The following is a 13,997-nucleotide window of genomic DNA, read 5'->3' as shown; positions in this document are numbered from 1 at the left end:
TTATTTTCCTTTCATATCTTTTGCGTGTTTTTGTAAAAATTGAGTAACTAAATAGTTTTGTTCTTTTGTCATAGCAGTTCTTGAAATCATAGCTTTAATCATACTTGGCCATTGATTAGAAGTAAATTCAGTGGAAGCATGAATTGGATGGCACATAGAACAATTATCTTTGAAAATTTTGTTTGCTTCTTCATATAATACATTTAAATCTTTTGTTAGATTGTCATCAGTTGTATATGCCGTTAAAACAACTTTCTCCCATTGTGTACCATTTTTACCTGTACTTGTAGAAATCGTTTTAATATCAAATTTTCCACTTTTACTAAGTCCAGCAACCAAGATTCTTTTACCTTTTGCAAAATAAAGTGCATTTGAAACACCAGCTTTCATAAAACCTTCAATTTCAACTTTTACTTTGCCATCTTTTTTCTCTATTACTTTTACTTCTGAAGTAGGAAGAAGTCTCCCTTTTGAGGCATTACTATTTGAAGTTTCAAATAGATTTTTGACAGAACTTGTATACATTGTCTCACTTGCATACAAGGATATAGTTAAAAAAACTATACCAAATATAAAACTCTTTTTCATATCATTCCTTTTTTTCTATTTAAAAAATTATATAAGAAAAAAAAGTGCAATTAATTGAAAAAAAGTGTAGAAAAAGTGTGAAAAAATTATTTTACCTTTATTCTAAAAAGTGCCCCTACTTTTGTATTTTTTACATCTATAAATCCATGCATATTATCTTCAATAATTACTTTTGTCATATATAAACCTATGCCAGTACCTCTTTTTTCACCTTTAGTGGTAAAATAAGGCTCAAATACTAAATTGATATCTTTAAGCCTGATTCCTCCAGCATTATCTTCTATTTTAATTACAGTAAACTCTTTACCAACTTTTATGCTTAGAATTATTTTTGGATTTTTAATTTTTCTTGAGATAAGTGCATCTTTTGCATTTGAAATTATATTTAATATCGCATGGGAAAATTCGTTTGAATAACCTTCTATTTTATTATCTTCTTGAATATCAAAAATCAATTCTATATTATTGTTATTTAAAGACGCACTAATAATTGATACAGCTTTTTTACACACTTCTAATACTGAGAATTTATCTTTTTGTTTTGAGGGTTTAAAAAAGTTTTGAAAATCACTTATAGTAGTAGACATATGCTCTGCAATCTCATTACAAGTTTTTATACTTTTTAAAAGATGTTCTTCTTCTAATTTTCCATACCTAGTGATTGTTTCTATTTCCATCAATACTGCATTTATTTCACCAAGTGGTTGCCTCCATTGGTGGGCAATATTTCCTATCATCTCACCCATTGCAGCTAGTTTTGATTGTTGAATCATTAGTTTTTCTTGATTTGTTCTATGATTGATTTCTTCTAATATTTTATTTTCTAGATTTCCTATCATTTCGTTCATAACATTTTTTAAGACATTTAGTTCATTAGATTTTGCTTGCTTTTCTAATCTTTTACCAAATACACCCTCTTTTAAATAATCTAAGGTTAAAGTAGCTTCTTGTATCAACCTATAATCATCTTGTAAATTTTCTTTAATCAATTTTACCTTTGTATTAATAGCTTTTGCCATCAATCCAAGTTCATCTTTACTTTTTATATCAATATGCAATTGCTCTTTATACGCAGTAGGATTTGTTAAATATTTAAAAAACTTCTGTAAACCTTTTTCTACACTTTCAATTTGTTTTATTATTTTTAAAATAACTGTTAGATTAAGGATAAATCCAAAAATACCTATAATCAAAACACCTAAAATAATATATATATTATTTATCTTTATATCATTTTTTAGTTCACTTAGTTTCTTTTCAGACTCTTGTAAATTCTTTTTTTGAATTCTTTTTAACTTATTAATTAAAAAATAAAAACTATCTCTTTCAACAGAAGAAGTATTCATAAAAGCACCCTCATCAAATCCTCCTAAAGAGTATTCTCTAGTTTTTAAAACTAATTTTTTATAATCTTCCCATGCTTTTTTATTATCAGGTATTTCATTTGAAAAATTTTTATCCAATCTTTTTATAATAGGTGAGATTTTTCCATCAAACTTTTTTTTAAAATCATCATTTGGAGATATTACTAAAGATAGAGTTACTTCTCTTAATAAAAAAAGTTCTTCTATATAAAAAGTTTGAATCTCTTGTGTATCTTTAAAATTTACTACAACATTATTTGAATTAGTAAAACTATCTTTATTTATTTTTAATGATAGTAAAGCTAAAAGTAGTAATGAAATAAGAGCAATAAAGCCCAAAATAAAAAACTTCTGTCGTATTTTTAAATTATTCATTTTTAATCCTAATTGGATAAAGGTAATTTAACCTGTCTTTATCTAATTTTTCTTTTCTAATAGACCAATGAAAAGGTGTAATTTTTGCATTCCATAAAGGGAAAGTTGACATCTCTGAAGGATGATAAGATACTTCTTTATTTAATGCAATTACTATATTAGGTGAAGGTAAAACTAGTGTGTAGGCTTTTTCATAACTATATAATAAGATTTTGTTTACCTCTTTTTGAAACTCTTTTGAATTTGTATCTAGTTTAAATAATTTTTCAAACTCGTTTACTAAATAATCATCTTTATCAATTGAACACCAATTAGCTTTTGTGTATAGTGTAAAAAATGCTGTCCAAGGACTTCCATTCCAGTCCTCATTTCCCCAAATTAACAAATCCCAATCATAAATATTCTTCCTATTATTCAAAAGCTTTTCTAAAACAACTTTTTCATCACTAGTTATTGTATAGATTAACTTTACACCATATTTTGATAATTGATACTCAACTCCTTTCCAAACAGACATAAATCTATCTTGGGTGATAACTTTTAACTCTAAACCATTTAAAATATTATGCAACTCTTTTTGAGTAAACCTTGGTTTCTTATTTAAATATTTTTTTGATAATTCTTTTGCAAAATAAGTATTAGAAGACAATAAAAAAGGTGATACCGTCGCTTCATTTTTAAAAGCAAATTTAATTAGTCTTTTTTGATCAATTGCATCATTTAAAGCTTGTCTTACTTTTATATTTTTAAGTTTTGAGTTTTTCTTTATTAGATTCATGTGAACAGTTAAATTTCCATGAGAAGGAGAAATTAAAAGCTTTGCATACTTTGAATTTACTATTTCAGTTTTTTTATTATAAGGAATATAAGCAATATCAAGTTTTCCTTCATGTTTTGAAATATCATCAATAACTTCATGAATTGGAAGCTCTGTGTAAATAGTGATTTTTTTAATATAAGGTTTGTCTTTTTCAAAATAATATGGATTTGCAGTTAAAACTATCTTTTTACTTTGTGTTAACCCTGTAGCATAACCTTGTGCCATAATATATGCTCCTGCCCCATAAAGACCAGGACCTTTAGTATTTTGAGCTGTTAAACTTGGTGTCCAGTTATATCTTTCATAATATTTTTTTGTATAAAAATTTATTACGCATAAATCATTTAATAACATTCCATAAGGTATTTTCAAGTGTATTCTTATTTTATAATCATTTAACTTTTCAACTGAGTCTAATGCATTATGAATATTACTATATAAAAAAGGCCCATCAATAAAATGTTTAAAATTTTCAACTACAGAATCAGCATCAAATTTTGTACCATCTTGATATTTAACATCATCTCTTAACCAAAAGTCATATGTAAGATCATCTTTTTTTTCATGCTTATATGCTAAATAATAATCCCATCCTCTTTTAGAATCACTTAGTTTTACTAAGGTTCCATTAATCAAACTTATTAGATTAAAATATGGAAGAGTTGGCATATAGACTTTTAGTTGGGAATCTTTTGTTATCTTATTTATAAGAATTTTATCGGTTTGATCATGCTTATAAGTTATTGCTTCATTTGAAAATAAAAAACTTACATATAAAAAAATAAAAAAATATTTATGCAACTTTATAGCCAACACCTGATAAATTGACAATGAAGTCTTTTGGCAACTTTTTTCTTAAGTTTCTAATCAAAGAACGCAAAGCATTATCTGTCATAACAATGTCTTGCCAAACAACTTCTTGTAACTCTTCAAATGAAGTTACACTATCGATATTTTTAAAAAGAAGTTCTAAAAATAAAATCTCTTTTTTTGTTAGAGTAATCATTTCATCTTTATGCAATAAGATTTTTTGATTCCAATCATATGTATAATCATCAGGAAGAGTTCTTTTTAAATTAGTAGAATTAGAAAATCTTTTTTGACAATCTTCTAAAGCACTGATTAATTTTTCCAAAGTAATTGGTTTAAGAATATATTTTTCAATATGCATATCAATAAGTTGCAATAAATACTTTTCACTAGTATATGCAGTAACTACTATAATACAAGTATCTTTATCTTCTTTTCTAACTTCATGTATAAAGTCTGCCCCATTCATTTTGGGCATTTCCAAATCAGTGATAATTAAATCAGGAGTAAAATGTTGAAGTTTTTCTAATGCTTCTATCCCATTTGAAGCTGCAATAACTTCACCTACAATATATTCCAAAGAAGAAACAATCTTATTTCTTATAAGATCTTCATCTTCTATAAATAAAACTTTTAAACTCTTCAAAACTTTATTTGACATTTTTCTCCTTCTTTAATTCTTTTTACAATTAATTATTCATTACAAATTTCAATACCCATTTTTAAAAATCCTGTAAAAGCAGCATTGTCAAAGGATAGTGGTTCTGAAACTTTTGATTTGATATTATCTAATACTTTTGAATACTCTTTATAAAACTCATAAGATGGTCTTGGTTTATATATTAAATTAGGAATTTCTAAATATTTTATGATATTCTTAGTTGTTGTTGGTTTAATAAAGTACTCTGTTTGCCTATTAAAACTATAAGGTACAAGAGTTACTAAAGTCCACTTTGCCATACCAAATTCAGCTAAAAATTCTACAAGTCCATCAAAACCATTTTTTTTATTTCCATACAATAATTCATATAACTCAATACTAAGCATATCTTTTTCATAAGAAGTCAAAGTTTTAATTACATCACGAAGTTTTACCTTATCAAAAAGTGATACCATAACGGACTTTTGAATAGTTTTAAAATATGCTTCTGTAATAAAATGTGGATCTGAAAAATTATCTTTTTTAAAAGCTTCTTTTGCATAAGTTTCTAATTTTTCAGGATTGAATTTTTTAATCATACGTATTAACTTTTCATCCTCAAATCCCTTTGGATAGGCATCAAAAAATTCTGATTCTACATCTTTTAATTTTTCTATGTTCATTACAAGAACCTCAATTATATTTAAATATATAAAATTTAACTTTGTATTGTAACAAAAAAAATTAAAACAAAAATAATTAATAAAGAAATACAATAATATAAGAATTATTCTTATTTTTTTAAGCAGATAATGTTTCTTTAATTAAAATAATAATATTCTTATAAAAAAACTTTTTACAAGCAGAAAAATGTCAAAAACTATTTTATTAATCACTATTCCTGTTTTTTTATACTCAATTCTTTCAAATTTTGAAATAGATCAAAATAATTTACTTCTTATAAGTATAGTTTTAACAACTATACTCTTTTGGGCGACAAATTTAGTCCCAGGCTTTTATAGTTCATTACTTTTTCTATTTGCATGCGCTGCTTTTTCATTAAGTTCAAAAGAGCTTATTTTTTCAGGATTTGCTTCATCTGCATTTTGGTTAGTTTTTGCAGGTATGTTAATTGGAACAGCCATAAAAAATGTAAACTTAACACATAGATTCTCAAAAATCTTTTCGAATTTAAAAAATGTAACTTATTTAAATATCATAATCTCAATTACTATCTTCTCAGCTCTTACTAGTTTTGTTATGCCTTCAAGTGTAGGAAGAGTTGTGATGATGGTTCCTATAGCAATAGCAGTTGCTAATAGTTTTGGATTTAAAGAGAATGATAAAGGTTATATTGGTATTTTATTAACTTTTATCATTACAACATCAATGTCTGGGTTTGCAATTCTTCCTGCGAATATTCCAAATATGATATTAACAGGTTTATCTTCACAACTTTACAATTATGATATTTTATATTCTCATTATTTGATTACTAACTTTTTAGTTTTTACTATTTTAAAAGATATTATAATAGTCGTGTTAATTTATAACTTTTTTAATGATACTCCAAAAATTATAAATAAAAATAAAACAAAGCTGAAATTCTCAAAAAATGAATTAATAGTGATTTTTACTATTTTACTTATGATTACTTTTTGGGCAACTGATTTTATACATAAAATTTCTCCTAGTATTATTGCAATATGTGGAATACTTTTTTTAGCAGTACCTTCAATTGGAATAATAAAATCAAAAGATATAAATAGTATAAATTTTTCTTCTTTATTATATGTAGCAACAATCATAGGTCTTGGAACTGTTGTGGCACATAATGATTATATAAAAGAGGTATTATCTAGTTTGATTAACTTATATGTACCATCACAATATCCAATATTAAATTATATGAAAGTGACTTTAGTTATGTCACTAACAGGAATAATCGCTACACAACCAAGTATTCCTGCCATATTTACACCTATGGCAGAACAAATTTCTAATGTAACTGGTTTTAGTTTTGATCAAATACTTATGATGCAAGTAGCAGCTTATTCAAATATATTTTTTGCCCACCAAGCACCACCTTTAATAGTGGGACTTGCACTTTCTAAAATAAAACAAAGACATATTTTAAAAGTATTAATTACTTTGGCTTTATTAACCACACTGTTTTTATATCCATTACAGTATTTCTGGATAGAGTTTTTAAACTCATTTTTATAAAAAGCTTTCTTTATTTTGTATCAATCTGTCAAATAATACTCAACAGTTGATACAACTCTGATTTTTTTTATTTGTGGGTTATTCTTATCCCTTTGAGAGATTGAAAATTGACCTTGTGAAGCTTTTTTTATTTTTCCTAATTTGCTTTTCGAATCAAAGGCAAATTTTTGAGCTACTTCTCTTGCTTTTTTTGTAGCCTCTTCTATCATTTTAGGTTTTACTTCATTTAGTTTTGTAAAAATATATTCAGTACGGCTTCCATAATTATCACCTGAGAATACTATACCTTGTTTTCCAAGTTTTGATAGTGAAGTTTTTACAGCTCGAACTGCATCAATATTTTTTGAATACACAGTTATTGTTTGTCTAGCATTGTATCTATAGTTTATCTTTTCATTTCCATATTGTTGTGCTACTTTATCTGTGATTTCAGGAGCAGAAAAAGTAATCTCGCTTTTTTCTATACCATTTGAAAGCAAGAAATTATCTATTTTTTCATTGTTTTTATCAATCGAATTATATATTTCTTCAAGATTGTTACTTACTTCGGTATAAGTAATAGGCCATATTACAATATCAGCCTTATATTCTTTTTCAGAAAGACCTTTAACATTAACAGTTCTATCAAATTGTTTATACTCTACAATTGCACTTTTAAAAAAATACCCTAAAGTACTTAAACCTAAGAATATAAATATTCCTAAAATCAAAAAACTTGTTTTACTATTTTGTTGCATTGTATTTTCCTTATTTTATATAAGTCTCTTTATATTTTATATACCATTGGTTGGTAATCTAAACCTTTAAAATGCTCTTGTTCTCCACTTTTTTCAAATCCAATAGTTTCATAAAAAGGCACTGCATATAAAGAGGCATTTAACTTCATATTCGATACATCCATATTTGTTTTTACACACTCAAAAAGTTTCTTTGCAATACCTTTTTTATGAAATGCTTCATCAACAAAAAGATGAAATAGTTTGTTTTCTTCTTTTATAGCTATATATCCTACTATTTTCTCACTTATTGTATAAATATAATGTTTATAATTTTTATCTTTTATTCTTTCTATAAAGCCATTTTCACGAATCTCCTCTTCAAACCAAGTTGGAGTTTGTTCAAAAAGATATGATAATAAACTTGTAACTAATATGCTTAACTCTTTTGCATCTTTTAGTTTTACTCTTCTTATAAATTCATTAGTTAAAGGAAGATTTTTTGACATCTTATCGTATCCTTCATAAGATTCTAAACTATCTATTACCAGATCAAGGGGTTTAACATAATTTTGTGCTAAATCATATTCGTTATCTTTTAATTCAAAAGCTAATTTTTCAATAGGTGGGTTAAATTGAGCATCAACACCTTTTTTATTTCCTCTCACATCAACACGATACCAACCATATTTTTCCAAATACACAGTATTTAATCCATGTAAACAATAAATATTTTCTTCATACTCACCACAACTAAGACGTTGATAACAAAATCCTGCAGGAATATTATTTGCTCTTAAAAGTGCTGCAAGAAGGTGAGATTTTGCATAACACCAGCCTGTTTTATGTTTTAATACCTCACTTGCTTTCCAAGTAGTTATATCTGCTTTTATATCACCACTATGAGATATTTCATCTCTTACATAAAGAAAACAGTTCTTAACTATTTGTTCATCTTTTGTACAGCTCTTTGATAGGTTTTTAGCCAAATCTTGTATCTCTTGGTTTTTAAAATCAATAATTGTTGATTCTTCTAAATAATCTTTTAAACTCATAAATACATCCACTTTAAATGAAGAAATTTTTTTATTTTACTTTATCATAATATATTTTAATATTTATCAAGCCTTTTAACCTTCATAAAACATCCATTTAAATAAAATTGTTTTTACTATTTTACTTAAAGGTTCATTATGTTTTCAAAAAATATCAATTTTATTATTGCATTTTTACTTGCTGCTTTATCTGTTTTACTGACAATTTTAGTTCCTGGTGGTCCAATAGAGACACGAGATTTTTCTCACTATAGTGAAACTGTTTTAACTTTGTTTAATATCTTTCTTACAACATTGGGACTTCTGAGCTTTGTTGTAGCTTTTTTGATAGTAAAAAAGAAAAAATATTCTATTGTTTTAAGTGCTATTTTTGCACTACTTTATATTTTTGTATATGTGATTGATTTGTTTAAAATCTTTCCTATAAGTCCTGTAGAGATGTCATCAACCCTATTTTTTATAGAAACCATAAGTACAATAATTGCATTTATAATAATATCTTTATGTATAAAATTCAATAATATTGAAGCTAAAAATAATGAAAACATATCTATAAAATTCTCTTTTTATAAAATAACTTTACTTTTAATAGTTTTATTATTTGCTATAGGAATAGTGATTTTTGCAACAAAATCGGCAATGGGACAATAATTTAAAAAATATTGTCTTATTTTATTCATACTTTATATTAAAACCTTCATTTTTTTTTGGTTCTTGAAAATATTTTGTGATAGCATCAAAAGTTGATTCATCTATCAAAGGTGTATCTTTTGGTAGATTTTCATTTCTTTTTTTCAGTTGCACTTTACACACTTCATCACTTCTTTTTACATAATACATAATATGTTCAACATTTGCTGTTTCAAATATATCTTTAAACCACTCCCTTTGAAAAACAGTATTTGCAGGGAAATCTAAAACAACTTCATTGCCTTTTTTTAAAAGTTGAATAACAAATTCAAACATTGTATCTTTTAATCTTTTTGAATACTTTATATAATCTTCAATGGTTTTTATTTCATTGGGATATAACTTTTTTAAAAGCTCATCTTCACTTAAAAAAATTGCATTTTTTTCATTTGCTATTTTTGTTGATAGTGTAGATTTCCCTGCTGCCATTTTTCCACACATAAAATGTAATCTATTTTTCATTTTCTATCTTTTGCATACTAAAATTAATTAATTCTATATTATTTCTTTTAACTTTATTCTTTTTTACTTCTATAAACCCAAACTTCTCAAAAAATGGTTTTGCAGTGATACTTGCATCTACTTTTAATAAAGTTTGTTTTTTCTCTTCTGCCACTTTAAAAATATGATTTAAAAGCATTTTTCCTACACCACAACCTTGATATTTATAGTGTACATAAAAACAATCAATATAATCCTCATAAAACTCTGCAAATCCTACAAGTTTTTTATCAAGTATTGCCAAATAGGGTTTTGTTTTATTTAATCTTTCTTCCCAAGACTTATAATCAATATTTGGATTTGCCCAAGCATTTAATTGCTCTTTTGTATAATCTTTATTGCATGTTTTATGAATAGTATTTACAAATAGTTTAGGTATTATTTTTTGATATTTTTTATCATATTTTATTAGTTGCATTTAATTCCTTTAACTCATAAAAATCATCTACACCTTTTAAGATAGTGTAAATTCTCGCATTAATATTTTTTATAAAAGTTTTATCATGACTTACAACGATTAAAGTGTTTTGATACTCTTTTAAGGCTTGTTCTAAAGATTGTATTGAATCTATATCCATATGATTGGTTGGTTCATCTAATATTATAAGTTGTATATTATCCAATAAAGCCTTTGCAATAAAAAGTTTTCTAAGCTCTCCGGGACTTGTATTTTGATTGTTTAAAAGATTTTTAGGATTTGAAGATAACCTTTGAATAAGAGTAAAAAGTTCACCTTTTTTTTCATTGTTCAAACTCTTTATTGCTTCAAAAAGATTTTCTTTTTGTTTTAAATCTATTTCTTGGGGAAGATATAAATAGCTTTTAAGGGGTGTTATTTTTGAAATAAGTAGCTTTAAAAAACTGCTTTTTCCTACACCATTGTCACCTATTATGGCTATTTTATCACCTTTATTCAAAGATAGATTTTCATATTTTAAAATCTTTTTTTCACCTAAAGGTAATTGAGCTTTTTGCAAAATAAAAGAAAACTTCTCTTTTTTACTCTTTTCATCTATTATTGAAATACCTTTGTCAAAACTTTTTTCTATTTCATTTTTTTTAGAGGACAACTCTTGGGCTTTTTTAGAAAAACTTGTCACAAGTTTTGAATCAGATTTATCTTTTCCTGTAAGTTTTGCTAAGTTTATTTTCTCTTTTAGACTTTTGTCTTTTGTATTTATGTTTTTTTTGGATAATCTGCTTTTTGATTGGGATACTTTCTCTTTTTGTACTTGAATATTGTTTTGCAATTTTTTCACTTTATTGTTTATATTTTCATTCTCTTTTTGCAAAAAGTTAAAATATAAATCTAACTCTTCTATTGCCTTTTGGAAAGTGGTTTTATAGTTATAGATTTTTTTATTTTTTATAATAACTGTATTATTACACAAAGAGTTCAAAAGTTCTCTGTCATGACTTATTAAGATACCAATCCCTTTAAAGTTTTTCAAACTCTTTATCAATATCTCTTTTGTTTTTATATCCAGATGATTACTTGGTTCATCAAGCAATAAAACATCAGGTTCTAAAAAAAGAGCAATCGCTATTTGTATGCGTTTTCGCTCCCCAAAACTGAGAGTTTCCCACCTATAAAACCACTCATCTTCTATGTGAAGCAACTCTTTTAGCTTAAATGTTTTTGTATTGTATGTATAAATAAACTCTTCAAAACCATTTGGTTTTTCATGAAGTTCTTGTTCACAATAATAGACCAACTCATTGCCAACAATACTACCCTCTTGTGGTTTTAGTATTTTGGCAATGAGTTTAAAAAGTGTGGTTTTACCTGAACCATTTGAGCCAACTAAACAGCTCCAACCCTTTTCAAAACTCAAATTAAGATTTAAAAAAATTTCACTGCTTGTGTATTTAAAAGTAAGATTATTTATTTGTAGATATTGCATATAAATTCCTTGATATATCTATATTTAGTATCAAGGATAAGTTAAATTTTACCCTTGAATTAGAGTAAACTGTTCATTGTTTTTTCCTTTTGTATTTATACGATAGTATATCGTTTTTCATTTTATAATTATTTAAAAAGTAACTCTTCTCTTTGTTTTTTTGTTAGTTTAGATACTATTAAATCATATGATTCATTGACCATATCTTTTACTATCTCTTCTTTTATAGTCCCATCTAAGGTTATAGTATTCCAATGCTTTTTATTCATATGATAACCTGGATTTACACACTCATAAATATCTCTATAGGCTATGGCATCATTTGGATCACATTTCAAATTTATATTTAGTGGAGTTTTTTTCAAACTAATAAGACCAAACATCTTATCCATAACTTTAAAGACCATAGTATCATCACCAAAAGGAAAATCTTTTGTTGCACATTGTTTAGCCATAAATATAGTTTCTATTTGTTCTAGGTTCATTATGTATTAACTCTCTTTTTATTTTTAAATTTATTGGACAGACTTAGAGCATAATCAATGGCATTTTGTACCGCTTTTTTAGCTTGGGGAGAGTTTTTCCAACAACTGCTTCCCAAAATATCTGAAACAATATCCGTAATCTCTTCCACACTACTTTTAGATAAAGCCTCCAAAGAATCAATACCTATTTGCTCAAATCTTCTTATAACGGTTTCACCTACAAACTTTACTTCTAAAAGCTTTTGTTTTTCTTCTTTTGAAGATGGCATTTTTTACCTTTTTAAATAAAACTATATACTCAAAATTATCTAATACTGTTTTTTTATTATTTTGTCAATTAAAACTACAAAAAGAAACATAAATCTAGAATTATGTTACAAAAATACTCAAATATTATTGACTTGTTTTAATTTTTTTTGTATACTTCTTAAAATAAACAAAAAAAAAGGCAAAGTGTACGGACATACACTCTACCTTTTACTTACGAATAATTCGAAAGCTATTTTTACGAATTATATCTAAAGTATTCTTTTTTGTCTATAAATTAGAATTAAAGGAGTTCAAATGATTCAAAGAATCATTGATAATCTAAGTATTATAGTTGAAACAATCAAGTTAATACTAGATGCAGTAGAATACCTACCAAATATAATTTAAAAGATGAAGTTTTCTTCATCTTTTAATTAAAAATTCTTAATCAAGTCCACATAAACATCAGCTAAACCTTCAACCTCTTTAACGGTTGTTCTCTCACCTACAGAGTGAATAGTATCGTTTATAACTCCAAACTCTATGGCTTCTATTCCAAAGGCTCCAAAATATCTGGCGTCAGAAGTTCCACCGTGGGTTGAGTGTTTTGTAGTTACTCCAAGTACTTCTTTTATAGAGTTTTCCATAGCTTTTACCACTTTTGATTCTTTGTTTGTAACAAAAGGAAAAGAACCTTGTGTAGTTCTAAAGTCATAATCTAAACCTTCTAGATTTTTATGTATAAACTCTTCTACAGATTCTCTTGTGGTATTTGTTGAATTTCTTACATTAAACATTAGTTTTAATTCATTTGGAGTTACATTTGTAACTTCCATACCACCTCTTATATCAGTGATTACCATCTTTGATGGAGCAAAGTATTCATCACCATCATCAAGGTTATATCCTGCTAATTTTGGCAAAATCTCTGCAAAATTGTGAACAGGATTTATACACTTTTCGGGATAAGCTGCATGTCCTTGTTTACCTTTTATTGTAATATATCCGTTTATACTTCCTCTTCGCCCTACTTTTATAGCATCACCAAAAAGCTCTTCACAAGTTGGTTCTGCAACAACTGCATAGTTTGGTATAAAGTCTATCTCTTTTAGGTGTTCAAGCATTTTGATAGTTCCGTAAGTCCCTTCACCCTCTTCATCACTTGTCATAAGAATAGAAAGTGTTCCATCAAAATTTTGAGCATGTTTACAAGCGTACAAAAATGCAGCATCTCCACTTTTCATATCTTGAGCACCTCTTGCACTAATTACTCCATCTACAACTTCAGCTGCAAATGGATCTATCTGCCAACCTTGTCCTACAGGTACCACATCAATATGTCCTGCAAAACATAAGTGTTGAGCTTTTTCATTGAACTTTTTATAATAAAACCTATTTTTCGTACCTTCTAAGTCAAGTTTTATACATGTCCATTCCTCACCTAAATACTCTTCTATAAAATCAAAAGCTCCATCATCATCAGGGGTAAGCGATTTAAATCTTAATAATTTTTGAAATAATTCTATAATAGTCATCTGTTTCCTTTAAAGTGGATATTGTAACAAATTTGTTAT

At 26.3% G+C, this 13,997-nt stretch carries 15 protein-coding genes; 2 read left to right on the top strand and 13 right to left on the bottom strand.

The annotated features are described in order from the left end of the window. The 5 genes from CRU95_RS00235 to CRU95_RS00215 all read right to left on the bottom strand — a co-directional run bounded on the left by CRU95_RS00235 (position 1) and on the right by CRU95_RS00215 (position 5,280). A complete protein-coding gene (locus CRU95_RS00235) occupies positions 1-588 on the bottom strand; it encodes a cytochrome C (protein WP_129099143.1) in 588 nt (195 codons plus the stop codon). Between the two features lie 86 nt (positions 589-674). Beyond that, complete coding sequence (locus CRU95_RS00230; protein ID WP_129099142.1) at positions 675-2,327, bottom strand: sensor histidine kinase; 1,653 nt, start codon at positions 2,325-2,327, stop codon at positions 675-677. Continuing rightward, entirely contained in the window at positions 2,320-3,948 is a 1,629-nt protein-coding gene (locus CRU95_RS00225) for an ABC transporter substrate-binding protein (protein ID WP_129099141.1), read from the bottom strand. The genes CRU95_RS00230 and CRU95_RS00225 overlap by 8 nt, the downstream gene beginning before the upstream one ends. Further along, a complete protein-coding gene (locus tag CRU95_RS00220) occupies positions 3,941-4,618 on the bottom strand; it encodes a response regulator transcription factor (protein ID WP_129099140.1) in 678 nt (225 codons plus the stop codon). Before CRU95_RS00220 ends, CRU95_RS00225 begins: the two co-directional genes overlap by 8 nt. Positions 4,619-4,650: 32 nt before the next feature. Continuing rightward, on the bottom strand, positions 4,651-5,280 hold the full coding sequence (locus CRU95_RS00215) for a hypothetical protein (protein ID WP_129099139.1): 630 nt from the start codon (positions 5,278-5,280) through the stop codon (positions 4,651-4,653). A gap of 187 nt (positions 5,281-5,467) precedes the next feature. Between CRU95_RS00215 and CRU95_RS00210 the strand changes: the two genes are divergently transcribed. Beyond that, the gene (locus CRU95_RS00210; protein ID WP_129099138.1) at positions 5,468-6,823 is read left to right on the top strand and encodes an SLC13 family permease; all 1,356 of its coding nucleotides are present in this window, start codon (positions 5,468-5,470) and stop codon (positions 6,821-6,823) included. Between the two features lie 20 nt (positions 6,824-6,843). On the opposite strand, the gene CRU95_RS00205 is transcribed toward CRU95_RS00210, so the two are convergent. Both CRU95_RS00205 and CRU95_RS16530 read right to left on the bottom strand, forming a co-directional pair. Then, positions 6,844-7,560, bottom strand: coding sequence for an SIMPL domain-containing protein (locus CRU95_RS00205; protein WP_129099137.1), 717 nt, complete (start codon positions 7,558-7,560; stop codon positions 6,844-6,846). Positions 7,561-7,589: 29 nt separating this feature from the next. Further along, positions 7,590-8,594: a GNAT family N-acetyltransferase gene (locus CRU95_RS16530; protein WP_164969685.1), complete on the bottom strand. Its 1,005-nt coding sequence runs from the start codon at positions 8,592-8,594 to the stop codon at positions 7,590-7,592. A 138-nt stretch (positions 8,595-8,732) separates the two neighbouring features. Between CRU95_RS16530 and CRU95_RS00195 the strand changes: the two genes are divergently transcribed. Then, complete coding sequence (locus CRU95_RS00195) at positions 8,733-9,245, top strand: hypothetical protein (RefSeq protein ID WP_129099136.1); 513 nt, start codon at positions 8,733-8,735, stop codon at positions 9,243-9,245. A gap of 21 nt (positions 9,246-9,266) precedes the next feature. Here the strand turns inward: CRU95_RS00195 and CRU95_RS00190 are convergent, their stop codons facing one another. The 6 genes from CRU95_RS00190 to dapE all read right to left on the bottom strand — a co-directional run bounded on the left by CRU95_RS00190 (position 9,267) and on the right by dapE (position 13,958). Beyond that, a complete protein-coding gene (locus tag CRU95_RS00190; RefSeq protein ID WP_129099135.1) occupies positions 9,267-9,746 on the bottom strand; it encodes an ATP-binding protein in 480 nt (159 codons plus the stop codon). Beyond that, positions 9,736-10,203 (bottom strand): GNAT family N-acetyltransferase, encoded by a 468-nt coding sequence (locus tag CRU95_RS00185; RefSeq protein WP_129099134.1) that lies wholly within the window; start codon positions 10,201-10,203, stop codon positions 9,736-9,738. The genes CRU95_RS00190 and CRU95_RS00185 overlap by 11 nt, the downstream gene beginning before the upstream one ends. Beyond that, positions 10,184-11,689, bottom strand: a complete 1,506-nt coding sequence (locus tag CRU95_RS00180; RefSeq protein WP_129099133.1) for an ATP-binding cassette domain-containing protein — start codon at positions 11,687-11,689, stop codon at positions 10,184-10,186. The genes CRU95_RS00185 and CRU95_RS00180 overlap by 20 nt, the downstream gene beginning before the upstream one ends. Positions 11,690-11,817: 128 nt before the next feature. Next, positions 11,818-12,174 (bottom strand): MmcQ/YjbR family DNA-binding protein, encoded by a 357-nt coding sequence (locus CRU95_RS00175; RefSeq protein WP_129099132.1) that lies wholly within the window; start codon positions 12,172-12,174, stop codon positions 11,818-11,820. Beyond that, positions 12,174-12,443: a helix-hairpin-helix domain-containing protein gene (locus CRU95_RS00170; protein WP_129099131.1), complete on the bottom strand. Its 270-nt coding sequence runs from the start codon at positions 12,441-12,443 to the stop codon at positions 12,174-12,176. Before CRU95_RS00170 ends, CRU95_RS00175 begins: the two co-directional genes overlap by 1 nt. 414 nt (positions 12,444-12,857) lie before the next feature. Further along, positions 12,858-13,958, bottom strand: a complete 1,101-nt coding sequence (gene dapE, locus CRU95_RS00165) for a succinyl-diaminopimelate desuccinylase (RefSeq protein ID WP_129099130.1) — start codon at positions 13,956-13,958, stop codon at positions 12,858-12,860. Positions 13,959-13,997 lie beyond the last annotated feature (39 nt).

This window comes from Arcobacter sp. F2176, from assembly GCF_004116465.1.
GTDB lineage: Bacteria > Campylobacterota > Campylobacteria > Campylobacterales > Arcobacteraceae > Arcobacter > Arcobacter siniprincipis.
The sequence above is the reverse complement of the archived record's forward strand: the minus strand, read 5'-3'. Positions and strand labels throughout refer to the sequence as shown.